The organism is Odoribacter sp. (assembly GCF_985060555.1).
The window spans coordinates 1-25,465 of the sequence record NZ_CFKYFN010000063.1; the positions used below are offsets into that span (position 1 = coordinate 1).

The following is a 25,465-nucleotide window of genomic DNA, read 5'->3' on the forward strand; positions in this document are numbered from 1 at the left end:
ATACAGAAAAATGACAATAAAAATGACATATGAAGTGATTATACTGGGGCATCTTCATATGCCATTGTATTTTATAGGGACATTTACTGAATATTCCTACTTATAATAAAGTGGAGAATATTTCGTTGGCTGGCTTGAAAAGCAATCAGGACAAACGCGCTTTGCATGACCGTTGGCAAAAACCGGGGGATCATGCTAAGTTTAAAGGAATTTCACTAACCGAAACGACACCCATCTCTTCACGTTTTGTATTGCGGGAGAATTATATCAAGGCCGAATCCATATCGGTCGGTTATGATTTTGAATCGCAAGCAGTACAGAAACTGGGAATCCAGTCTTTGCGTTTACAAGCGAATACGACGGATTTATTCCGTATTTCTTCGATCAAGGAGGAGCGGGGAATTGAGTATCCGTTTGCCCGTTCGTTCTCGTTTTCATTGTCTGCAATGTTCTAAAAATGGAAGTTATGAATAGAAAATATATATTGATAGGATTACTTGTTTGTATAACGGGTATATTTTCGGGATGTCACTCTTGGTTGGATGTGCAGCCGGAAGATCAGGTGACCGACGGGCAGCTGTTCAGTACGGAATCAGGGTTTCGCACTGCTCTGAATGGAATTTATGTGGAATTGAGCAATAATGCGCTTTATGGAGGTGAATTATCGGTAGATGCCGTAGAGATTTTAGCGCAACGGTATGATTTTTCGGGGAATACGACAAATGCTTATCGGTTGGGAACATATAATTATACCATAGATTATGCGAAGAGTAAGTTCGCTGCAGTGTGGGAGAAAGCCTATTCGCTGATTGCCAATTGTAATAAATTATTGGAATATGCGGAAAAAAATGAGGAAGTGTTGACAGGAAAAATGCGGAAAATGATTATCGGTGAGGCGATGGCACTTCGTGCTTTTCTGCATTTTGATATGTTACGTTTGTTTGGACCGGTATATGCTACCAATAAAGCCGATTTGTCTATTCCTTATAATACGGTATATTCAATTTCGGCAACCTCCCTTTTACCGGCTACTCAGGTTGTGGAGAAAGTACTGAAAGATTTGGATGAGGCGGAACGTTTGTTAGGTGAGTCTGATCCGATTATTGAAGAAGGACCGCAAAACCAGGATTCGGAAGATGGGTTGAATTATTATACTTATCGTACACAACGCTTGAACTATTATGCGGTAAAAGCTTTAAAAGCAAGGGTATATTTATGGGCGGACAATAAGGCGGAAGCTTATCGGGAAGCAAAAGCCGTGACAGCTGTACAAGAACAATGGTTCCCTTGGACCGAACGCCGGGAGATTATGGATAATACGAGAAATCCGGACAGGATCTTTTCTTCAGAATTGTTGTTTGCAGCTTATTATAATGCACGTGAAGAGATTTTTACGAATTATTTCAGTCCCACTCTGGAGCCTGCACAAGTGTATTCACCTAAAAAACATATCGATGATTTATTTACTTGGGATTTGCTGGATTGGCGTAACAGACCGATTTGGTTGGAAGGCACTACCCGGGACTACAGGTGTTTCCATAAGTATGAAGACGTGTCGTCGACTGAGGTATGGACTAAGTTGATCCCTTTGATTCGGATGACGGAAATGTATTACATTATTGCAGAGACAGCCACGGATGAGACGGAGGCGTTGGATGCGCTGAATACCGTATTGTTTAATAGGGGAGTGAAAGAATTGGAGGATAAAACACAATTGGCCGGAATGCTTCGGGACGAATACAGGAGAGAATTTTTTGGAGAAGGACAGTTGTTTTTTTATTATAAGCGTTTGAATGTAAAAGTATTACATTCTTATTCGGAAAATGCCGACCTGGATATGGATGCAGCAAAATACGTCGTCCCGTTGCCATTAAGTGAAACCGATTTTCGTTAAAAGATGAGTTATGAAAAAGAATGTTATTTTTATATTGCTTTTGACAATATTGAGCAGTTGTAAATCAGAATATGAGGAATATAGCGGTACTGATGCCATTTATCTGAATGAGATATCGGATACGGTACGTTTTTCTTTTACTTATGTCGACAGTGAATATGAAACACAGGCACAGGATATTCATCTGAAGGTGATAGGTAAGGTGGCAGATTACGATCGTCCGGTGAATATAAAATTTACACCGGTAAATGCGGTGGAAGGTGTGGATTTTGAACCGTTGGAGAAAGAGTATGTGGTTAAGAAGGGAGAGGTTTCTCTTGTGATTCCTGTAACTATGATCCGGACGAAAGCCTTACAAACGGAAGAAAAGGGAATTGATATGGAATTATTGCCTAACGGGCATTTTACAACTTATTACGATTATGGTTCCAGCGATTCGACCTCTTGGGTAAAGACGCAGCGGTTAAAGCTGATATTATTGTTTTCGGAATTTATGAATGAACCGCCTTCGCAGTGGAATCCATATATGTTCGGTGAATTTTCGGCGAAGAAGTTTGCTTTGATTTGCGATGAAATGGATATTCCACGGGAAGAGTTTAATAAAAAATCCGAGGAGGCGGGTTATATACTTTCCCGCATGGGGTATATCGGATCGTATATGAAAAAATATCTGGCCGACGAAAAAGCGGCGGGCCGGACTGTTTATGAAGAGGATGGTATTACGGAAATGACAATGGGACCACAGGCCCAATAAATGAAATATGATGAGAAAGAATGTATATTTAATTGTATGGTTGATGACTGTTATACTTTATTCGTGTTACGATGATAAAGGAAATTACAGTTATGAGGATATCGATGAGATTTCTATTGCAGGAATGCCGGACACACTGGTGACGGTATTTAAAAATACAGATACACTAAAAGTTGTTCCGGAGCTGAAACACACATTGGCTGCCGGAAGCGGAAAGTATGAGTATACTTGGGTGGCTGTCGCGAAAGAGAATAAAACCGGTAATGAGTTCGAATATGAGATTGGTAAAGAGAAAAATTTGAATTATTTTATCGATTTACCATTGGGAAAATACGCTGTTTATTTGAATGTGTTGGACCAAGAGACAGAAGTGACTTGGCGGCAACATTTCGACATGGAGGTGATTATTCAGACAACTGAAGGTTGGTTGGTGCTGTGCGACGAAAAGGGCGAAGTACGTTTGGATATGATCTCTAAATACGGTAACCAGGAATTAATGATTCGCAATTTGCTCGACGATTATGCCCTGCCGAATAAAAAGGGACCGAAAAGTATAGTGTTAAATATAACAGGATCGGGAGATAAAATCATATTGATGACTGAAACAGGGGCTTGTTATTTGGATCCGGAAAGTTTGGCTTGGGAAGAAGCATTCGATTTGAAGTACGACATGGGGAAAATACCGGGAGTATTTGTTCCGACTGCTATGATTTGTCTTGATCCGATGTATGGCTCCGGTACATATCCTTGTTCGGTATTGTTGACAACGACCGAAGTGTATTGTAAAACATCGGGAAGAATTATTTATGAATTACCGAGAAATAATGTAGCTGGAGAAGAGAAGACCTTTAAGGTTGCTCCCTTTATCATTACATCGGCAGATGGAGTATGGGGATATTATGAACCACCGGTTATCCTTTATGATACGGACAACAGACGGTTTGTACAACTGGGGCTTGCCTGGAATGAAACATCCTGCCGTATACCCCCGGTTGCAAATGAGGTTTTTCCCATGGTAACAGGAAAAGAGTTTGTTTATGCTGCTAATACCAGACATGATGGTAACAGCTCGTATGTTATTTTGCGTGATGATACCGGAAAATTGTGGTTGCACGGGTTCGGTAATTTGTGGTATAATTCTTTCTCTCAGTTGAGTAATTATTATTACCGAATCGATGCTCCGGATATCGAACGTGCAGAATTGTTTGCTGTACACATGCATTATCGTTACCTCTTCTACGTTGTCGATAATATGATTTATCTGTACGATATGGCTTATAAAGAGTGGCGGAAACTGGATATATTGGACGGAGACGGGGAGAAAATAGATCTTTCCGGAGAGGAAATCACATTTATCAAATTTAACTGGTTCCAGTATGGTGAATACGGTAGGTTAGGATTGGATATGGAATACCGGTTGATCATCGGTTCGGACAAAGGTGGAGAGAATGGAGGTATGATTCGTATAGTGGATATTCCGGAGAGGATGAATGGAAAAGTGACCTTGTATAAAGAGTATAGCGGTTTTGCCAAACCGGTGGATATAGTTTATCGGGAAAGATATTGATGAGTGTGGCAGACAAGGTTGAGTGAACGAGGTTTCTTGTCCGTGTTTAGTTTAGAAAATCGCGATAAAGACATATTTTATCGCGATTTTCTTTTTCTTTTATCTGTTTCCGGCTTTCCGAAATCTTAAGGACTGGTGGGTTTGAATAGGTAACTTTCTGACAATCTTATCTTTTTTACAAAAAAAGTAGAAGGAACATTTGGTAGTTACTAGAATTGTAAGTACATTTGCACTCCATTTTGGAGAAAAGTATAATAATTTTAAAAGAGTACTTGTAAAATGCCTACTATTCAACAGTTAGTAAGAAAAGGAAGAGTAAAGATCGAGGACAAGAGTAAAGCTCCTGCTTTGGATTCTTGCCCACAGAGAAGAGGAGTTTGTGTACGTGTTTACACTACCACTCCGAAAAAACCGAACTCAGCCATGAGAAAGGTTGCCCGTGTTAGATTGACCAACGGAAAAGAAGTGAATGCTTATATTCCGGGAGAAGGCCACAACTTGCAGGAACACTCCATCGTGTTGATCCGTGGCGGTCGTGTGAAAGACCTTCCGGGTGTGCGTTACCACTTGGTTCGTGGTACTTTGGATGCTGCCGGTGTTGCCGGACGTTGCCAGGGACGTTCTAAGTATGGTGCGAAAAGACCGAAACCGGGTCAGGCTGCTGCTCCAGCTAAAGGAAAGGGCAAGAAATAAAAATTAGTGATTAACAGGAATTATGTTTATGAAGCGTTCCCGAAAAACAGTTGAGTAAATGGTTGGGAAACCGTTGAAGACCAAAAAGGGCAGCTTGACGAACAAATTCGTAAACGAAAAGAAATGAGAAAGACTAAACCAAAGAAGAGAATCCTGTTACCGGATCCAAAATTCAACGATGTACTGGTGACGAGGTTTGTTAATGACCTGATGGTGGACGGTAAAAAGACTGTTGCGTTCAAAATCTTTTATGACGCACTGGATATCGTTGAGGAAAAAATGGCAAAAAAAGAAGAGAAATCTGCTCTGGAGATCTGGAAGCAGGCATTGGAAAATATTACTCCTCAGGTAGAAGTAAAGAGCCGCCGTGTCGGTGGTGCTACTTTCCAGGTGCCTACTGAAATTAATCCGGCCCGTAAAAGAGCGATCTCTGTAAAAAATATGATCCTTTACTCCCGCAAGAGAAGCGGACACAGCATGGCTGAAAAACTTTCTGCTGAAATTATGGCTGCCTACAAAGAGGAAGGTGCTGCTTTCAAAAAGAAAGAAGATACCCATCGTATGGCTGAAGCTAACCGGGCATTTGCACATTTCAGATTTTAATTTAGAGGCGAAAAATAGATGGCTAAGAGAGATTTACATTACACAAGAAATATCGGTATCATGGCTCACATCGATGCCGGTAAGACTACAACGACCGAACGTATCCTGTATTTCACCGGTGTGAACCATAAGATCGGGGAAACGCATGATGGTACTGCAACGATGGACTGGATGGTGCAGGAACAGGAGAGAGGTATTACCATCACTTCTGCTGCTACCACTTGTTTCTGGAAATATCAGGGAAACGAATATAAAATTAATATCATCGACACTCCGGGACACGTTGACTTCACGGTTGAAGTAGAGCGTTCTCTTCGTGTATTGGATGGTGCGGTTGCATTGTTCTGTGCAGTAGGTGGGGTTGAAGCACAGTCTGAAACCGTATGGCGTCAGGCAAACAAATATGGTGTTCCGAGAATTGCTTTCGTGAATAAAATGGACCGTTCCGGGGCCGATTTCTTCAAAGCAGTTCGTGAAATCAAAGAGAAATTAGGTGCTAATCCGGTTCCTTTGGTACTTCCGATCGGAGCGGAAGATAACTATCAGGGTATTATCGACCTGGTAGAAATGAAAGCTTATGTTTGGGAAAACGGTGCTATGGAAGCTACCGTGAAAGAAATTCCCGAAAATATGATGGCTGAAGCTCAGGAATGGAGAGAGAAATTGGTAGAAGCTGCTGCTGTGCAGGACGAAGCTTTGATGGAACGTTTCTTTGAAGATCCGGACTCTATCACAGTCGAAGACCTGAAAGCAGTGATTCGGAAGGCTGTGATCGCCATGGACTTCTGTCCGGTGATGTGCGGTTCTTCTTTCAAAAATAAAGGCGTGCAGAACCTGTTGGATGCTGTGATCGCTTATTTGCCGAACCCGTTGGATATTCCGAACAGTAAAGGTACTGATCCCCGGACAGGAGAAGATGTACATTTCCCTGTAGATCCGGAGGCTCCGCTGTCGGCACTGGCATTTAAGATCGCTACCGACCCGTTTGTCGGCCGTTTGTGCTATACCCGTATTTATTCTGGTAAGATCGAAGCCGGTTCGTATGTTTATAACCCGCGTACCGATAAAAAAGAACGTATTTCCCGTCTGTTCCAGATGCACTCTAACAAGCAACAGCCGAAAGAAGTACTGGAAGCCGGAGATATCTGCGCTTGCGTAGGTTTCAAAGATATCCGTACCGGAGATACCTTGTGTTCTGAAGATAAACCGATCGTACTGGAGAGTATGACTTTCCCGGAACCTGTGATCGGTATCGCTATCGAACCGCTGACTCAGAAAGATACGGATAAATTAGGTATGGCTTTGGCTAAATTGGCTGAAGAAGACCCGACCTTCCGCGTGAAAACTGATGAAGATTCAGGCCAGACCGTAATCAGCGGTATGGGTGAGCTTCACCTGGATATCATCCTCGACCGTTTGCGTCGTGAATTTAAAGTAGAATGTAACCAGGGAGCTCCTCAGGTATCTTACAAAGAAGCGATTACTGTACCTGTCGATCATCGTCATGTGTTCAAAAAACAGTCCGGTGGTCGTGGTAAGTTTGCAGATATTATTTTCCGTATGGAACCTGCAGAGGAAGGTAAAGAGGGCTTGACTTTTGTGAACGAAGTGAAAGGTGGTAATATTCCGAAGGAATTTATCCCGTCTGTAGAAAAAGGGTTCAAAGAAGCGATGCAGAACGGTGTTCTGGCAGGTTATGCTTTGGAAGCTTTGAAGATCACTTTGATCGATGGTTCTTTCCACCCTGTTGACTCTGATGCGTTGTCGTTCGAAATGGCTGCTAAAATCGGTTATAAAGAAGCTGCTCAGAAAGCAAAACCGGTATTGCTGGAACCGATTATGAAGCTGGAAGTAGTTACTCCCGAAGACTTTATGGGTGACATCATCGCTGACCTGAACCGTCGCCGGGGACAGGTAGAATCGATGGATTCCCGTATCGGTGCCCGTGTGATTACGGCAAAAGTTCCTTTGGCAGAACAATTCGGTTATGTGACTGTATTACGTACCCTGTCATCCGGACGTGCAAGTTCTTCTATGGAATTCGATCACTATGCCGAAGTTCCGAAGAATATTGCGAGAGAGGTGGTTGAAAAAGCGAACGGACGTGTGGATTTAATCTAAAAATTAATGTCGGAGAGGTCTCTGGCCTTTCCGACCGCTTAAATATAATAAACAAAAAACATGAGCCAAAAAATCAGAATTAAGTTAAAATCTTACGATCACAACTTGGTAGACAAGTCGGCTGAAAAGATTGTTAAGACAGTGAAGGCTACAGGTGCAGTGGTTAGTGGTCCGATTCCACTTCCTACCCACAAAGGAGTATTTACTGTTAACCGCTCTACTTTCGTAAATAAGAAGAGCCGTGAACAATTTTTATTATGTACTTTCAAACGTCTGATTGATATCTATAGTTCTACTACAGGTACCATCGATGCGCTGATGAAACTTGAATTACCCAGTGGTGTTGAAGTTGAGATTAAAGTGTAGTTAACGGCGAAACCCTATGTCGTTAAAATGAAGAATTAACCTATTAAAAAAGAAATGAAATTACCAGGTTTAATTGGAAAAAAAGTCGGAATGACTTCCGTTTTCAGTGTTGAGGGGAAAAGTATCCCATGCACTGTTATTGAATGCGGTCCATGTGTCGTAACTCAGGTGAAAACCATAGAAAAAGACGGTTACGAAGCACTTCAGTTGGGTTTTGATGAGAAAAAAGAAAAACACACAACGAAGCAGCTAAGTGGACATTTTAAGAAGGCTGGCACAACTCCGAAACGTAAACTCGTTGAGTTTGCAGGATTTGCCGAAGAACACAAGTTGGGAGATGTAATCGACGTGACCATACTGGAAGGTACTGCCTATGTCGATATCGTCGGTACCTCTAAAGGTAAAGGTTACCAGGGCGTTGTGAAACGTCACGGTTTCGGTGGAGTAGGACAAGCTACCCACGGTCAGCATAACCGTCTGAGAAAACCGGGATCTATCGGAGCATGTTCTACTCCGGCACGTGTTTTCAAAGGAATGCGTATGGGTGGCCGTATGGGCGGAGACCGGGTTACTGTAGAGAACTTGGAAGTTTTGAAGGTAATTCCTGAAAATAATTTGTTGTTGGTGAAGGGATCTGTTCCCGGATCTAAAGGTTCATACGTAATTATTCAGAAGTAATGGAGTTAAGTGTACTAAACATTGCCGGACAGGAAACCGGCAGAAAGATAGTGTTGGATGACGCTATTTTTGGAATTCAGCCTAATGAGCACGCTATCTACCTTGACGTAAAACAGTTCCTGGCCAACAACCGTCAGGGTACTCACAAGTCAAAACAGCGGAATGAAATTTCCGGAAGTACCAAAAAGCTGAAAAAGCAAAAAGGTACCGGAGGTGCTCGTGCAGGTAGTATTAAGAACCCTGAGTTCAGAGGAGGAGGTCGTATTTTTGGTCCCGTACCGAGAGATTACAGCTTCAAACTGAACAAGAAATTGAAAAAATTGGCTCGTAAATCAGCTTTGGCTGTAAAAGCAAGTGCAAATGCTGTAAAAGTCGTTGAAGACTTCACCTTCGAAGCTCCGAAGACCAAACAAATGGTTGCTTTGATGAACAACCTGCAGGTAAACAACGGTCGTCTGTTGTTGGTATTGGGTAACGGTGTGAACGAAAATGTACTTCTGTCTGCCCGTAACTTGCAGAATGTGGAAGTGATGAGAGTTAGCGACATCGCAACTTACAACGTAATGAAGGCTAAAAACCTTGTTTTAGTTGAAAGTTCTGTAGAGGGCCTTAACGAAATGTTCAATCTTAACTAAACCAAGAAGAGATGGAAATTATTATTAAGCCCGTTTTAACGGAAAAGATGACAGCTCTCACCGATAAACAGCGTAAAGTAGCTTTTATCGTAGCAAAAGAGGCAAATAAGATTGAGATAAAGAAAGCAGTTGAAGCCATGTATGGAGTGAACGTATTGGCTGTAAATACCCAGCGTTATCAGGGGACGGCTAAATCCCGTTATACCAAGGCCGGTGTAATCAGCGGACGTACCAACTCGTTCAAGAAAGCAATTGTGACTTTAGCAGAAGGTGATAGTATTGATTTTTTTAGCAATATTTAAATAAGATGGCTGTAAGAAAATTAAATCCTGTAACGCCTGGACAAAGAGGAAAGGTAGTGAATACTTTCGAACAGGTGACTACAGATAGACCTGAGAAATCATTGTTGAGACCCTACAGCAAAACCGGAGGTCGTAATAACACCGGTAAGATGACAATGAGATATATAGGTGGTGGTCATAAACGCAAATACAGAGTAATCGACTTCAAACGCGAGAAGGAAAATATACCTGCTAAAGTAGCAAGTATCGAATATGATCCGAACCGCACGGCCCGTATTGCCCTGTTAGTGTATGCAGATGGTGAAAAACGTTATATCGTTGCCCCGATCGGTTTGACTGTCGGTCAGACCATCGAGAGCGGTAAAGGAGTCGCTCCTGAAATCGGGAATACGCTGTATTTGTCTGAAATCCCATTGGGTACAATCATACATAACATTGAGTTACGTCCGGGACAAGGAGCTGTAATGGCCCGTAGCGCCGGTTCTTATGCTCAGTTAGTTGCAAGAGAAGGAAAATATGCTTCTATCAAATTGCCTTCAGGTGAGATCCGTATGGTGCTGGTTACCTGTAAAGCAACCGTAGGTACTGTATCTAATCCTGACCATTCTCTGGAACGTTCCGGTAAAGCAGGGCGTACCCGCTGGTTAGGCCGTCGTCCTCGTGTCCGTGGTGTTGTCATGAACCCGGTTGATCACCCGATGGGTGGTGGTGAAGGCCGTGCTTCCGGAGGTCTGCCCCGTTCAAGAAAAGGCTTGCTGGCTAAGGGCTTGAAGACCAGAGCACCGAAGAAGGCTTCTTCGAAGTATATTATTGAAAGAAGGAAAAAATAACTGATTAAAACTTGATGTTATGAGTCGTTCGTTAAAAAAAGGCCCTTTTATTGATGTAAAGCTGGAAAAGAGAATCCTGGCAATGAATGAGACCAACAAGAAATCGGTTGTTAAGACCTGGGCTCGTTACTCCATGATTTCTCCGGATTTCGTAGGGCATACAGTAGCTGTACACAACGGTAATAAATTTATCCCGGTATATGTGACCGAAAATATGGTAGGTCATAAATTGGGTGAATTTGCACCGACACGTACATTTAGAGGTCACGCTGACAAGAAGAAAAAATAATAGCGTGATGATGTTGAACAAATGAAGATTGTATAAAATGGGTGCAAGAAAAAGAATAAAAGCAAATCAGATGAAGGAAGCCAGAAAAACAAAGGCTTTCGCTGTGCTGCATGATTGTCCTTCATCACCTCAGAAAATGAGATTGGTGGCAGACCTTGTACGGGGTATGGACGTACAGAGGGCTTTGGATACACTGAAATTTTGTCCGAAAGAAGCTGCTCGTAAAGTGGAGAAACTTTTACTTTCAGCTATTGCAAACTGGAGCGTGAAAAACGAAGGCCAGCGCGTAGACGACGCTGCTTTGTATATCAAAGAAATCTTTGTGGATGGTGCGGGTATTCTGAAAAGACTGCGTCCGGCTCCACAGGGACGGGCTCACAGAATCCGTAAAAGATCCAATCACGTGACTATCGTGTTGGGAAGTAAAACCGCCGTTGTTGAAAACACTGTAAAAGAGTAAAGCATGGGACAAAAATGTAATCCAATAAGCAATAGATTAGGTATCATCCGTGGATGGGATTCTAATTGGTTCGGCGGCAAGAATTACGGTGACAAACTGGTAGAAGATTACAAAATCCGTAAATACCTGAATGCCCGTCTTGCAAAAGCCGGAATCGCAAAAATCGTTATCGAGCGTACGCTGAAGCTCATCACTATCACGATCAATACCGCCCGTCCGGGAATTATTATCGGTAAAGGCGGTCAGGAAGTGGATAAACTGAAAGAAGAGCTGAAGAAAATTACCGATAAAGAGGTTCAGATCAATATCTTCGAGATCAAACGTCCGGAATTGGATGCTGTGATCGTTGGAAATAACATAGCTCGTCAGTTGGAAGGCCGTGTAGCATACCGCCGGGCTATCAAAATGGCAATCGCTTCAACTATGAGAATGGGTGCCGAGGGAATCAAGATCCTGATTTCAGGACGTCTGAACGGTGCTGAAATGGCACGTGCCGAGATGTTCAAAGAAGGAAGGACTCCACTGCACACTTTCCGTGCTGACATCGATTTTGCACAGGCAGAGGCCCTGACCACTTATGGTCTGTTAGGTATCAAGGTATGGATCTGTAAAGGTGAAGTTTATGGAAAACGTGAACTCGTTCCGAACTCACTGCTCCAGACCCGTGACAACAGCCGTCCTGCATCAGCTGGTAAAGCTGACGGGAAAAAAGGCGGTTTCAGAAAGAAGAAAAAGTAAGTAGTCTTTTAATTTAATAAACGAAGAGCTATGTTACAGCCGAAAAGGACTAAATTTAGAAGAAGCCAGAAAGGTAGGATGAAGGGGAATGCCCAGAGAGGTAATCAACTTGCATTCGGATCTTTCGGTATTAAGGCGTTAGAAGAAAAATGGATCGAAGGACGCCAGATAGAAGCTGCCCGTGTTGCAGTAACCCGTTACATGCAACGTCAGGGACAGATTTGGATTCGTATATTCCCCGATAAACCGATTACCAAAAAACCTGCCGAGGTACGTATGGGTAAAGGTAAAGGTAACCCAGAGGGATTCGTAGCACCTGTAACTCCGGGAAGAATTATTTTCGAGGCTGACGGTGTTCCGTATGCAGTGGCAAAAGAGGCTTTACGTCTTGCAGCACAGAAATTACCTATTACGACAAAGTTTGTGGTTAGACGTGATTATACAGAAGAATAGTCTTCCGGCTATTAAGTTTAAAAATTAATTTGTCAGAGAGATGAAAAATTCAGAAATTATTGAAATGACCACAGCTGAACTTATTGAACGGGTAGAGACTGAAAAAGCAGCCCTCAATAAGATGACGATGAATCATACCATTACGCCGATGGAAAACCCGATGCAGATTCGTGCCGCCCGTAAAACCATCGCTCGTATGATGACAGAAATACGTAAGAGAGAATTAACTGAAAAGAAGTAAAGCAATGGAAGAAAGAAATCTTAGAAAAGAACGTATCGGTCTGGTACTGAGCAATAAGATGGATAAAACTATCACCGTTGCTGTACATTTTAAGGAAAAACACCCGATTTACGGTAAGTTCATTAAAAAGACCAAAAAGTTCACCGCTCATGATGAAAAGAATGAGTGTAATATCGGTGATACCGTGAGAATTATGGAAACCCGTCCTTTAAGTAAAATGAAGAGATGGAGATTAGTTGAAATCATTGAAAGAGCGAAGTAATCATGATACAACAGGAAACCAGATTAACAGTAGCAGACAACAGCGGTGCTAAAGAAGTGCTTTGTATCCGTGTTCTTGGAGGTTCCAAGAAAAGATATGCACGCGTAGGCGATAAAATCGTTGTTGCTGTAAAAAGTGCCCTGCCTAGCGGTGAAATTAAAAAGGGTACTGTCAGCAAAGCTGTGGTAGTACGCGTAACCAAGGAATACAGACGTCCCGATGGTTCTTATATCCGTTTTGACGACAATGCCTGTGTATTGTTGAACAATGCCGGTGAAATGAGAGGAACCCGTATCTTCGGACCTGTAGCCCGTGAAGTTCGTGAAGGTTATACGAAAATCGTTTCGTTAGCCCCCGAAGTACTTTAATGTCAAATGTCGAATGTCAGAAAGTCGAATGTTCGGGAATGAGAATTTTTAAACTCTTGACTTTTGGACTTTCGACAATTAAAAAAGTAAAGAGATGAATAGAAAATTTCATATTAAAAAAGGCGATTTAGTACAGGTGAACGCTGGGGAAGATAAAGGCAAACAGGGAAAGGTACTGGAAGTTTTTCCGGATAAGGAAAGAGCGATCGTTGAGGGAATCAACATGATCAGCAAACATACCAAACCGAATGCTAAATATCCGCAGGGTGGTATCATCAAGCAAGAAGCTCCGATCCACATCTCTAACCTGAACGTGATCGATCCGTCTACCAACAAACCGACCCGTATCGGCCGTAAAAAGGACGAAAAAGGTAACTTGGTGAGATATGCTAAAAAATCAGGAGAAATCCTGAAATAAGACCTGATTTACGATTCCGGATTTACGATTATAGTGAAAAAACACTCTGATCGTAAATCAATATCGTAAAGCAAGAATAAAAATGGGATTTACGAAGTGATATAATCCAAAATATTTTATACCTTTGCCGCCTGAAAATCTGATTTTTCGGTCGACTATTGTGTGTAAAATCGTCAATCGTGAATCAAAATTATAATTAAATAGATGAAATACGTACCAAATCTTAAAACAAAGTATAACGAAGAGATTGTACCGACTTTAATGAAAGAATTCGGATACAAGTCAGTTATGCAGGCTCCCCGGCTGGAGAAGATAGTAATCAATCAGGGAGTGGGTTCAGCTATTCAGGATAAGAAGATCCTGGAGTTTTCATTGAATGAGATTACCGCGATAACAGGTCAGAAAGCTGTTGTAGGTAAATCGACAAAAGACGTATCTAACTTCAAATTGCGTAAAGGCATGCCGATCGGTGTGAAAGTGACTTTACGGAAAGAACGTATGTACGAATTTCTGGAAAGATTGATCTGTAGTGCCCTGCCGCGTATCCGCGACTTCAAGGGGATCAACAGTAAGCTGGACGGAAAAGGCAACTATACATTAGGTCTTGAAGAGCAGATCATATTCCCTGAAATTGTGATGGATTCCGTTCACAAAATCATGGGTATGAACATTACATTTGTGACTTCGGCTAATACCGACGAAGAAGGTTTTGCTCTGCTCAGAGAGTTTGGATTACCGTTTAAAAAGAACTAAAAACAAGCGAAATGGCAAAAGAATCAATGAAAGCCCGTGAGGTGAAGCGTGCAAAATTGGTAGAAAAGTACGCTGCGAAACGAGCAAAATTAAAAGAGGAAGGTGACTATGCTGCACTGAGTCTCCTGCCTAGAAACTCGAATCCGATCCGTTTGCACAACCGTTGCAAACTGACTGGACGTCCCAGAGGTTATATGAGACAATTTGGTATCAGCCGTATCCAATTCCGTGAAATGGCTTCACAAGGGTTGATACCGGGAGTTAAAAAGGCTAGTTGGTAATATTAAAAAAAACGAAAAGAGATGACAGATCCAATAGCAGATTTCCTTACCCGCATTCGGAATGCGGTAAGTGTTGGTCATAAAGTGGTTGAAATCCCGGGTTCTAAAATTAAACTCGAAATGACCAAAATCCTGAAAGAAAAAGGATATATCCTGAATTATAAGTTCGAACAGGAAGGTGCAAGAAGCAATATCAAAATTGCATTGAAATATCATCCCGAGACAAAAGTGCCGGCTATCAAATCACTGGTACGTGTGTCAAAACCGGGTTTACGTCGGTACACTAATGTGGAAGAAATGCCACGTGTATTGAACGGACTGGGTATTGCCATTTTGTCTACCTCAATGGGATTGATGACTGACAAAGAAGCTCGCCAGCGGAATGTAGGCGGTGAAGTATTGTGTTATGTGTATTAATTTTAAAGTGAAGAAGAAATGTCACGTATAGGGAAATTACCGATTCATATACCACAAGGAGTTACTGTAGCAGTAAGTCCTGATAACACCGTCACAGTCAAAGGTCCGAAAGGACAACTTTCTCAGCAGGTAAGTGCTGATCTGACTGTTACCGTTGAAGAGAACGAAGTGCATGTAGCACGTCATACAGAAGATAAAGAACACAAAGCACAGCATGGTCTGTACCGTGCATTGCTTCATAATATGGTTGTAGGTGTTTCTGAAGGTTATACCATCAAACAAGAATTAGTAGGTGTTGGTTTCCGTGCTAACGCTGAGGGTCAGGTTCTCGAACTGGGACTGGGATATTCTCACTCTATCTTCTTGCAATTACCGGCAGAGGTGAAAGTTACAGCCGTAACTGAAAAACGTGCTAACCCGATTATTACGCTCGAAAGCTGTGACAAACAGTTGATCGGTCAGGTAGCTGCTAAAATCCGTTCTTTCCGTAAACCTGAGCCTTACAAGGGTAAAGGTATTCGCTTCGTTGGTGAAGTGGTTCGCCGGAAAGCAGGTAAGTCAGCTAAAGTTTAATTACTAAAGGAAGTAAAAAGTTATGGCTTTAACGAAAGAAGAAAGAAGATTAAGAATAAAACGGAGAATTCGGAAGATTGTCTCCGGGACAGCTGAACGTCCACGTATGAGCGTTTATCGTTCAAATGCGCAGATATCTGTACAGCTGATCGACGATAAAGCAGGTAAGACTTTATTATCTGTTTCATCTTTGTGCAAGGAAATTGCTGAGAAGAAAGGCAACAAGACCGAACAGGCTGCTTTCGTAGGGGCTGCTGTAGCAGAAAAAGCTAAAGCTGCCGGTATCGAAGCTGTTGTTTTCGACAGAAACGGTTATTTGTATCACGGTAGAGTAAAAGCATTAGCTGATGCTGCCCGTAACGGAGGTCTTAATTTTTAATAAGTTAGCGGAATGGAACAAAAAGTAAATAATACTGACTTGGAATTAAAGGACAGATTGGTAGCTATCAATCGTGTGACCAAAGTTACAAAAGGAGGTCGTACATTCAGTTTCGCAGCTATCGTTGTGGTAGGTGACGAAAACGGAATCGTAGGCTGGGGATTAGGAAAAGCAAACGAGGTGACTACAGCTATTTCTAAAGGAATCGAAGCTGCTAAAAAGAACCTGATCAAAGTACCTGTATTGAAAGGAACTATTCCTCATGAGCAGGTAGCTCGTTTCAGCGGTTCTGAGGTTTATATGCAACCCGCTTCTTCCGGTACCGGGCTGGTAGCCGGAGGTGCTATGCGTGCTGTTTTGGAAAGTGCCGGTATTCACGACGTATTGGCTAAAAGTAAAGGTTCGTCCAACCCTCACAATTTGGTAAAAGCTACGATAGCTGCATTGAAAGAAATGCGTGATGCCCGTACGATTGCCGCTCAGAGAGGCATTAGTCTGGATAAAGTGTTTAACGGTTAATATTTGAGGATCATGGCAAAGATTAAAATCACACTTGTAAAAAGTAAAATCGGTAGCGATAAAACTCAGGTAGGCACTATTCAGGCTTTGGGATTGAAGAAAACCAACAGCAGTGTTGAGAAAGAAGCTACTCCGCAGATCCTGGGAATGGTGGCAAAAATCAGCCATCTGGTTCGTGTGGAAGAAGTAAAATAAGTATAAACATTTTAAGAACGAAATAAAATGGATTTAAGTAGCTTAAAACCGGCCTGCGGATCAACTCATCACGAAAAAAGAATTGGTCGCGGACAAGGTTCCGGAAAAGGAGGTACTTCTACAAGAGGACATAAAGGAGCTAAATCAAGATCGGGTTACCATACGAAGATTGGTTTTGAAGGTGGTCAGATGCCTCTGCAGAGACGTGTACCGAAATTCGGCTTTAAGAATATCAATCGTGTAGCCTATAAAGCTATCAATGTAAGCATGTTGCAGGCTTTAGCTGAAAGAGATAATCTGGAGAAAATCGATCGGGATATTCTGATTGCAGCCGGATTGCTCAATAAGAATGAATTGTTGAAAGTTTTGGGTGACGGCTCAATCAGTGCTAAACTCGAAATTACAGCAAATGCATTCTCTAAGTCAGCGATTGCTGCGATCGAGGCTGCCGGTGGCTCTGTAGTCGTTTTGTAAAACAAAACGAGTTTATAAAGTTCATAAGGTTCATAAGTTCATAAGGTAATTTTAACTTTGTAACTTTTAAACTTTATAAACTTTATAAACTTATAAATAAAAGAACTTATGAAGTTATTTGATACATTAAAGAACATTTGGAAAATTGAGGAATTGAAAACCCGGATTCTGACAACACTCGGGTTGATTCTCGTTTACAGACTTGGAACAGAGGTGGTACTACCGGGTATCGACCCTGCCGGATTAGCCGCTTTAAAACAGCAGACTTCGAGTGGTGTGCTGGGATTGCTGGATATGTTTTCGGGAGGTGCATTTTCGAATGCTTCGATCTTTGCCTTGGGAATTATGCCCTATATCTCTGCTTCTATCGTAGTTCAGTTACTGGGAATTGCGGTTCCTTATTTTCAGCGTATGCAGCGTGAAGGGGAAAGTGGACGGCGTAAAATCAACCAGATTACCCGTTATCTGACCATTATCATTCTGATATTACAAGGTTCTGCGTATCTTACCAACTTGCATGCACAGATTCAGCCCGAATTCTTTCTGATAAAAGGGGCTTTCTTTACAATCTATTCCGTAATTATCCTGGCTGCGGGCTCTATGTTCGTTTTGTGGTTGGGTGAAAAAATTACAGATAAAGGTATTGGAAACGGTGTTTCTATCATTATCATGATTGGTATTATCGCCCGTCTGCCGTTTGCATTCTTTGCCGAACTGACTTCGCGTGTTAGTCAGCAAGGTGGCGGATTGGTGGCATTCCTGATCGAGATTATTCTGCTGTTTTTCGTATTCTGCGGTACGATCCTGCTGGTACAAGGAACCCGTAAGGTGCCTGTACAGTATGCAAAACGTATTGTCGGAAACAAACAATATGGTGGAGTACGTCAGTATATCCCTCTGAAGATTAATGCTGCAGGGGTTATGCCGATCATTTTTGCTCAGGCAATTATGTTGTTACCGATTTCTTTTGTGAATTATGCAGCTTCTGAATCGTTATCCGGTTTTGCAACTGCTTTTTCTAATTTCACCGGTTTTTGGTATAACTTCACTTTCTTTATCCTGATTGTGGCATTTACGTATTTTTATACGGCGATTACGGTTAATCCGATGCAGATGTCCGAGGATATGAAGAAGAACGGTGGATTTATTCCCGGTGTGAAACCCGGACGGAAAACAATGGAATTCCTGGATACCATTATGTCACGGATTACTTTACCGGGATCTATATTCCTGGGAATAGTTGCCATATTACCGGCTTTTGCAACCATTGCCGGAGTGAACCAACAGTTTGCTCAGTTCTATGGCGGTACTTCCCTGTTGATTTTGGTCGGAGTTGTTTTGGATACTCTACAACAGATCGAGTCGCATTTGTTGATGCGTCATTACGACGGATTGATGAAAACAGGACGAATTAAAGGGAAGACTCCCGGAGGACCGGCTGCCTATTAATAGTGAATGAGTTGCTAAGTTACTGAGTTCAGAAAAACTTAGTAACTTTGTGACTCAGTAACTTAGAAACTTGAAATATTTTTTGTAATTTTGCGGCATGATTTTTGTAAAAACCGGAGAAGAGATTGAACTGTTAAGAGAAAGCAACCGATTGGTAGGGATGACTCTGGGCGAGATGGCAAAGCATATTCGTCCGGGGATTTCTACATTAAAGCTCGATCGTATTGCAGAGGAGTTTATTCGTGACCACGGTGCAGAGCCCGGATTTTTGGGTTACGGTGGTTTTCCGAATACGCTTTGTATTTCTGTAAATGACGTTGTCGTGCACGGTATTCCCTCTGAAAAATGTGTTTTACAAGAGGGGGATATTGTTTCCATCGATTGTGGCACTTTGAAGAACGGTTTTTACGGTGATAGTGCCTATACCTTCGAGGTTGGGGAAGTGGATGAAGAAATCCGGAAGTTATTGCGGGTGACGAAAGAAAGCCTTTATAAAGGAATCGGAAAAGCTGTTGCGGGTATGCGGATCGGAGATATAGGACATGCAGTGCAATCCCATTGTGAGGCCGAAGGTTATTCGGTGGTGAGGGAGATGGTAGGACACGGAGTCGGACACGATTTACACGAAGAGCCTCAGGTGCCTAATTATGGCCGTCAGGGGCAGGGGGTAAAACTGAAAGAAGGGATGGTGATCGCTATCGAACCGATGATCAATTTGGGTAAAAGGCATATTTATCAGGAAGCCGACGGATGGACGATCCGGACAAGGGACAAAAAGCCGGCAGCTCATTTCGAGCATACCGTAGCCGTAGGGAAGAATGGTGCGGATATTTTGTCTACGTTCGAATATGTCGAGCAAGTATTGCATAAATCGTAAATCATAAATCATAAATTAATTGTTTATGGCAAAACAGCCGTCAATAGAGCAGGATGGAGTAATAACAGAAGCATTGTCGAATGCCATGTTTCGGGTAGAATTGGAAAATGGACATGTGATTACAGCCCATATTTCCGGCAAGATGCGTATGCATTACATTAAGATACTTCCTGGCGACCGGGTACGTGTGGATATGTCCCCTTACGACCTGACAAAAGGTAGAATTACATTTAGATACAAAAACTAAAATTTAATTTTTGATTTACGGTTTTTGATTTCGGATTTAGCTGTATGGCTTTTGATTGAAAATCGTAATGCGTAGATCATGAATCATAATAATTCAAATTAAAGGACCATGAAGGTAAGAGCGTCAATCAAGAAACGTAATGACGATTGCAAGATTGTAAGAAGAAAAGGCGTTTTGTACGTCATTAACAAAAAGAACCCTAAGTTTAAAATGCGTCAGGGTTAATCATTAATCTAGTTAAATTAAAAAAGATTTATGGCAAGAATCGTAGGTGTAGATTTACCCTCAAACAAAAGAGGAGAAATAGCCTTGACCTATATCTATGGTATAGGTAGAAGTAGTGCACGTGCTATCCTGAGTGAAGCCGGCATCGATTATGACCTGAAGGTGAAAGACTGGAACGACGACCAGCTCGGGGCTGTACGAAAAATCATTGGAACAGAGTACAAAGTCGAAGGTGAGTTGAGATCAAGCGTTCAGATGAACATCAAACGACTGATGGATATCGGTTGTTACCGGGGTATCCGTCACCGTTTAGGACTGCCCGTAAGAGGACAGAGCACGAAGAACAATGCCCGTACACGTAAGGGTAAGAAGAAAACTGTTGCTAACAAGAAAAAAGCAACTAAATAATTGAGTTGAATTATGGCAAAGAAGTCTACATCAAGTAACAAGAAGCGGCTGGTTAAAGTAGAAGCCGTGGGACAAGCACACGTTCATTCCTCATTTAACAACATCATCATTTCTTTGACCAATTCTACTGGTCAGGTGATTTCATGGTCTTCCGCCGGAAAGATGGGTTTCAGAGGATCTAAAAAGAACACTCCGTATGCAGCTCAGATGGCAGCTGCCGATTGCGCTAAGGTCGCATTCGATCTGGGGATGCGTAAAGCTAAAGTATATGTTTCCGGTCCGGGTAATGGCCGTGAATCAGCCATTCGTTCTATTCACGCCAGTGGTATCGAAGTTGCTGAAATCATCGATGTTACCCCGCTTCCACACAATGGTTGCCGGCCTCCGAAACGCAGAAGAGTGTAATAAAGCTAAAAGCTAAAAGCGAAATGCTAAAAGCAAGAAAAGGCCGAAAGCCTGTAGCTTATAGCTTGTAGCCTATAGCTTATGAATGTTGTGTAAATTTAAAGAATAGAAACAAATGGCTAGATATACAGGACCTAAGTCTAAAATAGCAAGAAAGTTCGGTGAGCCTATTTACGGACCGGATAAGGCACTGGAACGGAGAAATTATCCGTCAGGACAGCACGGTTTGGCTCGTCGCAGAAGAAAAATCTCTGAATATGGTGTTCAGTTGAAAGAAAAACAAAAAGCAAAATATACCTATGGTTTACTGGAAAAACAATTCCGTATCCTGTTTGAAAAAGCAGAACGTGCAGGAGGTGTTACCGGTGAAGTATTGTTGCAGATGCTCGAATGTCGTCTGGACAATGTCGTATACCGTTTAGGTATTGCTCCTACCCGTGCTGCAGCACGGCAATTGGTTTCTCATCGTCATATCACGGTGAACGGTGGTGTTTGTAACATTCCCTCAGCAGCTGTTAAAGCTGGGGATGTCGTTGCAGTACGTGAGAAATCCAAAGCTCTTGAAGTGGTAGCAGATAGCCTGCGTAGTAACCGTGTCAGCAAATATTCCTGGTTGGAATGGGACGGGGCTTCTATGAGTGGCAAACTGTTGAACGTGCCGGAAAGAAGCGATATTCCGGAAAACATTAAAGAGCAGTTAATCGTAGAATTGTATTCTAAGTAAAAAAAATTAAAGATATTTATGGCAATATTAGCTTTCCAGAAACCGGACAAAGTAATCATGCTCGAATCGACAGACAAATTCGGAAAATTCGAATTTCGTCCGTTAGAGCCAGGTTACGGAATCACAATTGGTAATCCGTTACGCAGAATCCTACTGTCTTCATTGGAAGGCTTCGCGATTACCGGAATCAAAATACATGGTGTAGAACATGAGTTTGCCACCATCCCCGGGGTGATCGAGGATGTTACCGAGATTATCCTGAATCTGAAGCAGGTTCGGTTCAAGAGAAAAGTGGAAGATGTAGAGGATGAGAAGCTGACGGTTCTGATCAACGGTCAGGAAGCTTTTAAGGCAGGGGATATCAACAAATTCCTCACAGGATTCGAGGTGCTCAATACTGAACTCGTCATCTGTCATATGGACCCTTCTGTTAATTTCCAGATGGAAATTACGATCCAGAAAGGGCGCGGTTATGTTCCTAGTACAGAAAATATGCCGGCAGAGGCCGAAGCGGGATTTATCCCTATTGATGCCATTTATACTCCGATCCGGAATGTAAAATATGAAATTGAGAACTATCGTGTAGAAGGTAAAACCGACTATGAAAAGTTGTTGTTTGAAATTGAAACCGATGGCTCTATCGCTCCTACCGATGCTTTGAAAGAGGCTGCGAAAATTCTGATTCATCACTTTATGTTGTTCTCGGATGAAAAGATTTCTTTGGAATCTGAAGACAAGTACGGTAATGAGGAATTCGACGAAGAAGTGCTTCATATGCGTCAGCTGTTGAAGACTAAATTAGTCGATATGGACTTGTCAGTGCGTGCATTGAACTGCCTGAAAGCTGCCGAAGTAGAAACACTCGGGGAATTGTGCCGCTTCAATAAGAACGACCTGTTGAAATTCCGCAACTTCGGTAAGAAGTCGCTGACCGAACTGGAAGCTCTGTTGGAAAATAACAACCTCGAATTCGGTATGGATGTTACAAAGTATAAATTAGATAAGGAATAACATCATGAACCATAAGAAGAAATTTAATCATCTGAGCCGGACCAGTGCACATCGGAAAGCCATGTTGTCCAATATGGCCGCTTCTTTGATTCTCAACAAGAGAATCAGCACGACAGTGCCTAAGGCTAAAGCGCTCAAAATATATGTTGAGCCTCTGATCACTAAAAGTAAAAACGATAACACCAATTCTCGCCGTGTTGTATTTAGTTACCTCGGACAGAAAGAAGCCGTTACCGAATTGTTTAGCGAAGTCGCACCGAAAATCGTGAACCGTCCGGGAGGTTATACCCGTATCCTGCGTACCGGTAATCGTATCGGTGATAACGCTGAGACTTGTATTATCGAATTGGTAGACTTCAATGCCACTTATACTGAAGTTAAACAGGAAGTGAAGAAAACAACTACCCGTCGTCGTCGTTCTTCAGGCGCTAAGAAAGCTGAAGCTACCGGGGCTGCAGTAGTTGAAGAAGCTCCGAAAGCAGAAACTCCTGCAGAGGAAGCTCCTAAGGCTGAATAATTCTTTTACAGGAATTCAGATAGAAGGCGGATCCTCAGGATCTGCCTTTCTTTTTAAATACAAAGTCATGAAAATCTTCTCTCTTTTTTTCTTGCTTTTATTTTTTTTCGCTTGTACGCAGCAGCAAAATGACAGCGAAGTGATTTTAGCTGCAAGTCCGGAACAAACGCTGGATTTGGATGGTGAAATATTACCTATACAGGAATTGATACCGATGAGTATCTGCCGTCTCGATACTTTTTTGGTGATTCTGAATATGGAGGAAGAGAAAATAGTGAGGGTGTATCATGCGGATACCTACCGTTTTTTAGGGGCCTTTCTGGAAAAGGGAAGAGGGAGCGATGAAGTGATTACCTGCCGTAAAATATGGGCAGCTCCCTGGAAAGGTAAAATGAGATTATGGCTACAGGCTCCGTTGAATTTTGTCGGAGTCGTCGATTTGGAAAGTTCATTAAAAACAGGTAAACCTTGTTGGAAACAACAGTATAAATTGGGGAGGTACGTAAAAAGTGATCATTTATACCGTTCAGTTTTTCCTTTGAATGATTCTGTTTTCTGGATATCGTGTGCCGAAGAACCTTCGTGGCTTTACCCGGAAGGGACATTGAAAAAAAATCCGGATGGTAGTTATACCGTTATTTCTGAAAAAGGGATGCAGAGTTTTCCTCCGAAAAACTTGTATTGGCTGGAATTCAATTACGCTTCTTCTCAGGCACAAGATACTGTTTGGTATACGTCTTATACCGATTTACAGTATTTCGACCGGATTTTTTCAACCGAAGAGGCGATGTCACCGGATCAGCATAAGATTGTCGTGGCTTTTCGGCTGATGAATCAGATGTTGTTCTTTGACCGGAAGAAGCTTACTTCAAAGTGGCTGACTACTTCGACTGAATTACCTTTGCCCCACACAACCGATGGACAACATTATTCCGGGGTTTGCTGTACCGATAAGACAGTACTTGCATTTCGGGCTTTTCCTTTGCATCCGGATGGCAGAAAAAGAGAACGTAACATCTCCGTCTTTGACTGGAACGGCAAATTCAAATATCTACTGAATATCGAACACCCCCTGAAAGCTCCTTTTTTCGATGCAGAAAAGGGATTTCTTTATGCTACGGACGATGAAGACCGTATCCGGAAGTATGCTGTCGGGGAATTTCTTTAATCACATCGGAAATTATATATTTGCTCATTATAATTAAAACCGGATTTATGAAGATTTTCTACCTGCTTTTTCTAGTTTTTCTTTTTATGAGTTGTGCAGAACGAGGTAATGAAGAGAAGAAAGTAATGATTTTAGGGGTAACACCTGAACAAATAGTCGAGTTGAAAGGAGAGGAATTACCTATACAGGAATTGATCCCGACGAGTATCTGCCGTCTCGATTCTTTTCTGGTGATACTGAATATGGAGGAAGAGAAAATAGTGAGGGTATATCAGGCGGATACCTATCGGTTTTTAGGAGCCTTTTTGGAAAAAGGACGGGGAGATGATGAAGTGATCAGCTGCCAGGAAATATGGGCAGCTCCCTGGAAGGGAAAAATGAGGCTGTGGTTGAAAGCTCCCCAAAATTTCATAGGAGTCGTCGATTTGGAAAGTTCTTTAACAGCAGGTAAACCTTGTTGGGAAAAGCAATATAAATTTATGGATCGGGGTATGGCCGATTTCTTATACCGCCCGGTTTTTGTCTTGAACGATTCGGTGTTTTGGATTTCCCGTGCCGAAAGGCCTTATGATATTATACCGAATCAGAATATTAGAAAAAATGCTGATGGTAGTATACGGATTCTGTCTATGCAGGGAACGACGCATGTAGGAGGTAAGAATTTGTATTGGTTGAGCTATAATTATGCTTCCGCTACCGTTTTAGATAGCGTATGGTATACCGATTATGACGACATCCGGGATTTTGATCAGCTTTTTCTCGGGGATGAAGCGATGTCGCCCGATCGCCGGAGAATAGCGGTGGCCTTTCGTAATATGAATCAGATCATATTATACGATTCAAAAATGCAAAACTTCCGTTGGCTGACAACGGATAACGAATTGCCGTTATTGAATTCTTCCGAGTCATTCGGGGAAAATTATTCTGGAGTCGATTGTACCGATAAAACGGTTTTTGCCTACAGAGCTTTTCCCGAGGATCCGCGGCGTCCGGTCAAACTTGGCTTTTCGGTGGAGGTATTCGATTGGGCAGGGACTTTTAAATTTCAACTCAAACTTTCCCATCCCCTTAAATATCCTTTTTTGGATGCAGAGAAAGGTTTTTTATACGCTACGGATGAAGAAGACTGCATCCGGAAGTATGATGTCAGGGATTTTCTATAGTGGCAGAT

Annotated in this window: 39 protein-coding genes; all 39 read left to right on the top strand. The window is 42.2% G+C overall.

The features are described 5' to 3' along the window. The first annotated feature begins 110 nt into the window (after nt 1–110). The 39 genes from AC5RDS_RS08340 to AC5RDS_RS08530 all read left to right on the top strand — a co-directional run bounded on the left by AC5RDS_RS08340 (nt 111) and on the right by AC5RDS_RS08530 (nt 25,457). Nucleotides 111–455 carry a hypothetical protein gene (locus AC5RDS_RS08340; RefSeq protein WP_041556743.1) on the top strand — a complete coding sequence of 115 codons (345 nt, stop codon included), beginning with the start codon at nt 111–113 and terminating at the stop codon, nt 453–455. A gap of 11 nt (nt 456–466) precedes the next feature. Next, the gene (locus AC5RDS_RS08345; protein WP_013612530.1) at nt 467–1,894 is read left to right on the top strand and encodes a RagB/SusD family nutrient uptake outer membrane protein; all 1,428 of its coding nucleotides are present in this window, start codon (nt 467–469) and stop codon (nt 1,892–1,894) included. A 10-nt stretch (nt 1,895–1,904) separates the two neighbouring features. Further along, a complete protein-coding gene (locus AC5RDS_RS08350; protein WP_013612529.1) occupies nt 1,905–2,648 on the top strand; it encodes a DUF4843 domain-containing protein in 744 nt (247 codons plus the stop codon). A 7-nt stretch (nt 2,649–2,655) separates the two neighbouring features. Then, nucleotides 2,656–4,215 carry a PKD-like family lipoprotein gene (locus AC5RDS_RS08355; protein ID WP_041556741.1) on the top strand — a complete coding sequence of 520 codons (1,560 nt, stop codon included), beginning with the start codon at nt 2,656–2,658 and terminating at the stop codon, nt 4,213–4,215. A gap of 279 nt (nt 4,216–4,494) precedes the next feature. Then, on the top strand, nt 4,495–4,908 hold the full coding sequence (gene rpsL / locus AC5RDS_RS08360) for a 30S ribosomal protein S12 (RefSeq protein ID WP_013612527.1): 414 nt from the start codon (nt 4,495–4,497) through the stop codon (nt 4,906–4,908). 123 nt (nt 4,909–5,031) lie between these two features. Then, nucleotides 5,032–5,511, top strand: a complete 480-nt coding sequence (gene rpsG, locus AC5RDS_RS08365) for a 30S ribosomal protein S7 (protein ID WP_013612526.1) — start codon at nt 5,032–5,034, stop codon at nt 5,509–5,511. Nucleotides 5,512–5,529: 18 nt separating this feature from the next. Beyond that, on the top strand, nt 5,530–7,632 hold the full coding sequence (gene fusA, locus AC5RDS_RS08370) for an elongation factor G (RefSeq protein ID WP_013612525.1): 2,103 nt from the start codon (nt 5,530–5,532) through the stop codon (nt 7,630–7,632). Between the two features lie 60 nt (nt 7,633–7,692). After that, entirely contained in the window at nt 7,693–7,998 is a 306-nt protein-coding gene (gene rpsJ / locus AC5RDS_RS08375) for a 30S ribosomal protein S10 (RefSeq protein ID WP_013612524.1), read from the top strand. A gap of 54 nt (nt 7,999–8,052) precedes the next feature. Then, nucleotides 8,053–8,676 carry a 50S ribosomal protein L3 gene (rplC, locus tag AC5RDS_RS08380; protein WP_013612523.1) on the top strand — a complete coding sequence of 208 codons (624 nt, stop codon included), beginning with the start codon at nt 8,053–8,055 and terminating at the stop codon, nt 8,674–8,676. Next, nucleotides 8,676–9,311 (top strand): 50S ribosomal protein L4, encoded by a 636-nt coding sequence (rplD, locus tag AC5RDS_RS08385; protein WP_013612522.1) that lies wholly within the window; start codon nt 8,676–8,678, stop codon nt 9,309–9,311. The genes rplC and rplD overlap by 1 nt, the downstream gene beginning before the upstream one ends. Before the next feature lie 11 nt (nt 9,312–9,322). Further along, nucleotides 9,323–9,613, top strand: a complete 291-nt coding sequence (gene rplW, locus AC5RDS_RS08390; protein ID WP_013612521.1) for a 50S ribosomal protein L23 — start codon at nt 9,323–9,325, stop codon at nt 9,611–9,613. A 5-nt stretch (nt 9,614–9,618) separates the two neighbouring features. Further along, nucleotides 9,619–10,443: a 50S ribosomal protein L2 gene (gene rplB / locus AC5RDS_RS08395; RefSeq protein WP_013612520.1), complete on the top strand. Its 825-nt coding sequence runs from the start codon at nt 9,619–9,621 to the stop codon at nt 10,441–10,443. 19 nt (nt 10,444–10,462) lie between these two features. Further along, nucleotides 10,463–10,732: a 30S ribosomal protein S19 gene (rpsS, locus tag AC5RDS_RS08400; protein ID WP_013612519.1), complete on the top strand. Its 270-nt coding sequence runs from the start codon at nt 10,463–10,465 to the stop codon at nt 10,730–10,732. A gap of 37 nt (nt 10,733–10,769) precedes the next feature. Beyond that, on the top strand, nt 10,770–11,192 hold the full coding sequence (gene rplV / locus AC5RDS_RS08405; protein ID WP_013612518.1) for a 50S ribosomal protein L22: 423 nt from the start codon (nt 10,770–10,772) through the stop codon (nt 11,190–11,192). A gap of 3 nt (nt 11,193–11,195) precedes the next feature. Continuing rightward, nucleotides 11,196–11,930: a 30S ribosomal protein S3 gene (rpsC, locus tag AC5RDS_RS08410; protein WP_013612517.1), complete on the top strand. Its 735-nt coding sequence runs from the start codon at nt 11,196–11,198 to the stop codon at nt 11,928–11,930. A gap of 30 nt (nt 11,931–11,960) precedes the next feature. Next, nucleotides 11,961–12,383 (top strand): 50S ribosomal protein L16, encoded by a 423-nt coding sequence (rplP, locus tag AC5RDS_RS08415; protein WP_013612516.1) that lies wholly within the window; start codon nt 11,961–11,963, stop codon nt 12,381–12,383. A 40-nt stretch (nt 12,384–12,423) separates the two neighbouring features. Then, complete coding sequence (rpmC, locus tag AC5RDS_RS08420) at nt 12,424–12,624, top strand: 50S ribosomal protein L29 (RefSeq protein WP_013612515.1); 201 nt, start codon at nt 12,424–12,426, stop codon at nt 12,622–12,624. Between the two features lie 4 nt (nt 12,625–12,628). Beyond that, complete coding sequence (gene rpsQ, locus AC5RDS_RS08425) at nt 12,629–12,886, top strand: 30S ribosomal protein S17 (protein WP_022161085.1); 258 nt, start codon at nt 12,629–12,631, stop codon at nt 12,884–12,886. A gap of 2 nt (nt 12,887–12,888) precedes the next feature. Beyond that, nucleotides 12,889–13,254 carry a 50S ribosomal protein L14 gene (gene rplN, locus AC5RDS_RS08430; RefSeq protein WP_013612513.1) on the top strand — a complete coding sequence of 122 codons (366 nt, stop codon included), beginning with the start codon at nt 12,889–12,891 and terminating at the stop codon, nt 13,252–13,254. A 94-nt stretch (nt 13,255–13,348) separates the two neighbouring features. Further along, complete coding sequence (rplX, locus tag AC5RDS_RS08435; RefSeq protein WP_013612512.1) at nt 13,349–13,672, top strand: 50S ribosomal protein L24; 324 nt, start codon at nt 13,349–13,351, stop codon at nt 13,670–13,672. A gap of 204 nt (nt 13,673–13,876) precedes the next feature. Further along, entirely contained in the window at nt 13,877–14,425 is a 549-nt protein-coding gene (gene rplE / locus AC5RDS_RS08440; RefSeq protein WP_013612511.1) for a 50S ribosomal protein L5, read from the top strand. A gap of 11 nt (nt 14,426–14,436) precedes the next feature. Then, nucleotides 14,437–14,706 carry a 30S ribosomal protein S14 gene (gene rpsN, locus AC5RDS_RS08445; protein ID WP_013612510.1) on the top strand — a complete coding sequence of 90 codons (270 nt, stop codon included), beginning with the start codon at nt 14,437–14,439 and terminating at the stop codon, nt 14,704–14,706. A 21-nt stretch (nt 14,707–14,727) separates the two neighbouring features. Beyond that, nucleotides 14,728–15,123, top strand: coding sequence for a 30S ribosomal protein S8 (gene rpsH, locus AC5RDS_RS08450; RefSeq protein WP_046403686.1), 396 nt, complete (start codon nt 14,728–14,730; stop codon nt 15,121–15,123). 18 nt (nt 15,124–15,141) lie between these two features. Beyond that, on the top strand, nt 15,142–15,696 hold the full coding sequence (rplF, locus tag AC5RDS_RS08455; RefSeq protein ID WP_013612508.1) for a 50S ribosomal protein L6: 555 nt from the start codon (nt 15,142–15,144) through the stop codon (nt 15,694–15,696). Nucleotides 15,697–15,718: 22 nt separating this feature from the next. After that, nucleotides 15,719–16,075, top strand: coding sequence for a 50S ribosomal protein L18 (gene rplR, locus AC5RDS_RS08460; RefSeq protein ID WP_013612507.1), 357 nt, complete (start codon nt 15,719–15,721; stop codon nt 16,073–16,075). Between the two features lie 12 nt (nt 16,076–16,087). Beyond that, the gene (gene rpsE / locus AC5RDS_RS08465; protein WP_013612506.1) at nt 16,088–16,594 is read left to right on the top strand and encodes a 30S ribosomal protein S5; all 507 of its coding nucleotides are present in this window, start codon (nt 16,088–16,090) and stop codon (nt 16,592–16,594) included. A 12-nt stretch (nt 16,595–16,606) separates the two neighbouring features. Beyond that, nucleotides 16,607–16,789, top strand: coding sequence for a 50S ribosomal protein L30 (gene rpmD / locus AC5RDS_RS08470; RefSeq protein WP_013612505.1), 183 nt, complete (start codon nt 16,607–16,609; stop codon nt 16,787–16,789). A gap of 27 nt (nt 16,790–16,816) precedes the next feature. Beyond that, complete coding sequence (rplO, locus tag AC5RDS_RS08475; RefSeq protein WP_013612504.1) at nt 16,817–17,263, top strand: 50S ribosomal protein L15; 447 nt, start codon at nt 16,817–16,819, stop codon at nt 17,261–17,263. 108 nt (nt 17,264–17,371) lie between these two features. Then, the gene (secY, locus tag AC5RDS_RS08480) at nt 17,372–18,712 is read left to right on the top strand and encodes a preprotein translocase subunit SecY (RefSeq protein WP_013612503.1); all 1,341 of its coding nucleotides are present in this window, start codon (nt 17,372–17,374) and stop codon (nt 18,710–18,712) included. A 97-nt stretch (nt 18,713–18,809) separates the two neighbouring features. After that, complete coding sequence (gene map, locus AC5RDS_RS08485) at nt 18,810–19,589, top strand: type I methionyl aminopeptidase (RefSeq protein WP_195426648.1); 780 nt, start codon at nt 18,810–18,812, stop codon at nt 19,587–19,589. Nucleotides 19,590–19,614: 25 nt separating this feature from the next. Then, a complete protein-coding gene (infA, locus tag AC5RDS_RS08490; protein WP_013612501.1) occupies nt 19,615–19,836 on the top strand; it encodes a translation initiation factor IF-1 in 222 nt (73 codons plus the stop codon). Nucleotides 19,837–19,944: 108 nt separating this feature from the next. Next, nucleotides 19,945–20,061, top strand: coding sequence for a 50S ribosomal protein L36 (rpmJ, locus tag AC5RDS_RS08495; RefSeq protein ID WP_013612500.1), 117 nt, complete (start codon nt 19,945–19,947; stop codon nt 20,059–20,061). A 30-nt stretch (nt 20,062–20,091) separates the two neighbouring features. After that, nucleotides 20,092–20,469: a 30S ribosomal protein S13 gene (gene rpsM / locus AC5RDS_RS08500; RefSeq protein WP_013612499.1), complete on the top strand. Its 378-nt coding sequence runs from the start codon at nt 20,092–20,094 to the stop codon at nt 20,467–20,469. Between the two features lie 12 nt (nt 20,470–20,481). After that, on the top strand, nt 20,482–20,874 hold the full coding sequence (gene rpsK / locus AC5RDS_RS08505) for a 30S ribosomal protein S11 (protein WP_013612498.1): 393 nt from the start codon (nt 20,482–20,484) through the stop codon (nt 20,872–20,874). A 115-nt stretch (nt 20,875–20,989) separates the two neighbouring features. After that, nucleotides 20,990–21,598, top strand: a complete 609-nt coding sequence (gene rpsD / locus AC5RDS_RS08510) for a 30S ribosomal protein S4 (RefSeq protein WP_013612497.1) — start codon at nt 20,990–20,992, stop codon at nt 21,596–21,598. An 18-nt stretch (nt 21,599–21,616) separates the two neighbouring features. Next, nucleotides 21,617–22,609: a DNA-directed RNA polymerase subunit alpha gene (locus AC5RDS_RS08515; protein ID WP_013612496.1), complete on the top strand. Its 993-nt coding sequence runs from the start codon at nt 21,617–21,619 to the stop codon at nt 22,607–22,609. Between the two features lie 4 nt (nt 22,610–22,613). After that, entirely contained in the window at nt 22,614–23,126 is a 513-nt protein-coding gene (gene rplQ, locus AC5RDS_RS08520; protein ID WP_013612495.1) for a 50S ribosomal protein L17, read from the top strand. Between the two features lie 67 nt (nt 23,127–23,193). Next, complete coding sequence (locus AC5RDS_RS08525; RefSeq protein ID WP_195457959.1) at nt 23,194–24,294, top strand: hypothetical protein; 1,101 nt, start codon at nt 23,194–23,196, stop codon at nt 24,292–24,294. Between the two features lie 47 nt (nt 24,295–24,341). Further along, nucleotides 24,342–25,457: a hypothetical protein gene (locus AC5RDS_RS08530; protein ID WP_195305864.1), complete on the top strand. Its 1,116-nt coding sequence runs from the start codon at nt 24,342–24,344 to the stop codon at nt 25,455–25,457. Nucleotides 25,458–25,465: the final 8 nt, after the last annotated feature.

Coding starts and splice junctions, on each gene's coding strand:
- rpsK (WP_013612498.1), top strand. CDS start 20,482: ATGGCAAAGAAGTCTACATCAAGTAACAAGAAGCGGCTGGTTAAAGTA.
- rplV (WP_013612518.1), top strand. CDS start 10,770: ATGGGTGCAAGAAAAAGAATAAAAGCAAATCAGATGAAGGAAGCCAGA.
- rplN (WP_013612513.1), top strand. CDS start 12,889: ATGATACAACAGGAAACCAGATTAACAGTAGCAGACAACAGCGGTGCT.
- rplX (WP_013612512.1), top strand. CDS start 13,349: ATGAATAGAAAATTTCATATTAAAAAAGGCGATTTAGTACAGGTGAAC.
- infA (WP_013612501.1), top strand. CDS start 19,615: ATGGCAAAACAGCCGTCAATAGAGCAGGATGGAGTAATAACAGAAGCA.
- rpmJ (WP_013612500.1), top strand. CDS start 19,945: ATGAAGGTAAGAGCGTCAATCAAGAAACGTAATGACGATTGCAAGATT.
- rplP (WP_013612516.1), top strand. CDS start 11,961: ATGTTACAGCCGAAAAGGACTAAATTTAGAAGAAGCCAGAAAGGTAGG.
- rplC (WP_013612523.1), top strand. CDS start 8,053: ATGAAATTACCAGGTTTAATTGGAAAAAAAGTCGGAATGACTTCCGTT.
- AC5RDS_RS08530 (WP_195305864.1), top strand. CDS start 24,342: ATGAAGATTTTCTACCTGCTTTTTCTAGTTTTTCTTTTTATGAGTTGT.
- rplF (WP_013612508.1), top strand. CDS start 15,142: ATGTCACGTATAGGGAAATTACCGATTCATATACCACAAGGAGTTACT.
- rpsH (WP_046403686.1), top strand. CDS start 14,728: ATGACAGATCCAATAGCAGATTTCCTTACCCGCATTCGGAATGCGGTA.
- rpsD (WP_013612497.1), top strand. CDS start 20,990: ATGGCTAGATATACAGGACCTAAGTCTAAAATAGCAAGAAAGTTCGGT.
- secY (WP_013612503.1), top strand. CDS start 17,372: ATGAAGTTATTTGATACATTAAAGAACATTTGGAAAATTGAGGAATTG.
- AC5RDS_RS08525 (WP_195457959.1), top strand. CDS start 23,194: ATGAAAATCTTCTCTCTTTTTTTCTTGCTTTTATTTTTTTTCGCTTGT.
- rplW (WP_013612521.1), top strand. CDS start 9,323: ATGGAAATTATTATTAAGCCCGTTTTAACGGAAAAGATGACAGCTCTC.
- AC5RDS_RS08355 (WP_041556741.1), top strand. CDS start 2,656: ATGATGAGAAAGAATGTATATTTAATTGTATGGTTGATGACTGTTATA.
- rpsL (WP_013612527.1), top strand. CDS start 4,495: ATGCCTACTATTCAACAGTTAGTAAGAAAAGGAAGAGTAAAGATCGAG.
- rpsM (WP_013612499.1), top strand. CDS start 20,092: ATGGCAAGAATCGTAGGTGTAGATTTACCCTCAAACAAAAGAGGAGAA.
- rplO (WP_013612504.1), top strand. CDS start 16,817: ATGGATTTAAGTAGCTTAAAACCGGCCTGCGGATCAACTCATCACGAA.
- rpsN (WP_013612510.1), top strand. CDS start 14,437: ATGGCAAAAGAATCAATGAAAGCCCGTGAGGTGAAGCGTGCAAAATTG.
- AC5RDS_RS08350 (WP_013612529.1), top strand. CDS start 1,905: ATGAAAAAGAATGTTATTTTTATATTGCTTTTGACAATATTGAGCAGT.
- rplR (WP_013612507.1), top strand. CDS start 15,719: ATGGCTTTAACGAAAGAAGAAAGAAGATTAAGAATAAAACGGAGAATT.
- AC5RDS_RS08515 (WP_013612496.1), top strand. CDS start 21,617: ATGGCAATATTAGCTTTCCAGAAACCGGACAAAGTAATCATGCTCGAA.
- rpsQ (WP_022161085.1), top strand. CDS start 12,629: ATGGAAGAAAGAAATCTTAGAAAAGAACGTATCGGTCTGGTACTGAGC.
- fusA (WP_013612525.1), top strand. CDS start 5,530: ATGGCTAAGAGAGATTTACATTACACAAGAAATATCGGTATCATGGCT.
- rpmC (WP_013612515.1), top strand. CDS start 12,424: ATGAAAAATTCAGAAATTATTGAAATGACCACAGCTGAACTTATTGAA.
- rpsS (WP_013612519.1), top strand. CDS start 10,463: ATGAGTCGTTCGTTAAAAAAAGGCCCTTTTATTGATGTAAAGCTGGAA.
- rpmD (WP_013612505.1), top strand. CDS start 16,607: ATGGCAAAGATTAAAATCACACTTGTAAAAAGTAAAATCGGTAGCGAT.
- rpsE (WP_013612506.1), top strand. CDS start 16,088: ATGGAACAAAAAGTAAATAATACTGACTTGGAATTAAAGGACAGATTG.
- rplE (WP_013612511.1), top strand. CDS start 13,877: ATGAAATACGTACCAAATCTTAAAACAAAGTATAACGAAGAGATTGTA.
- AC5RDS_RS08345 (WP_013612530.1), top strand. CDS start 467: ATGAATAGAAAATATATATTGATAGGATTACTTGTTTGTATAACGGGT.
- rpsC (WP_013612517.1), top strand. CDS start 11,196: ATGGGACAAAAATGTAATCCAATAAGCAATAGATTAGGTATCATCCGT.
- rplD (WP_013612522.1), top strand. CDS start 8,676: ATGGAGTTAAGTGTACTAAACATTGCCGGACAGGAAACCGGCAGAAAG.
- rpsG (WP_013612526.1), top strand. CDS start 5,032: ATGAGAAAGACTAAACCAAAGAAGAGAATCCTGTTACCGGATCCAAAA.
- rplB (WP_013612520.1), top strand. CDS start 9,619: ATGGCTGTAAGAAAATTAAATCCTGTAACGCCTGGACAAAGAGGAAAG.
- rpsJ (WP_013612524.1), top strand. CDS start 7,693: ATGAGCCAAAAAATCAGAATTAAGTTAAAATCTTACGATCACAACTTG.
- map (WP_195426648.1), top strand. CDS start 18,810: ATGATTTTTGTAAAAACCGGAGAAGAGATTGAACTGTTAAGAGAAAGC.
- rplQ (WP_013612495.1), top strand. CDS start 22,614: ATGAACCATAAGAAGAAATTTAATCATCTGAGCCGGACCAGTGCACAT.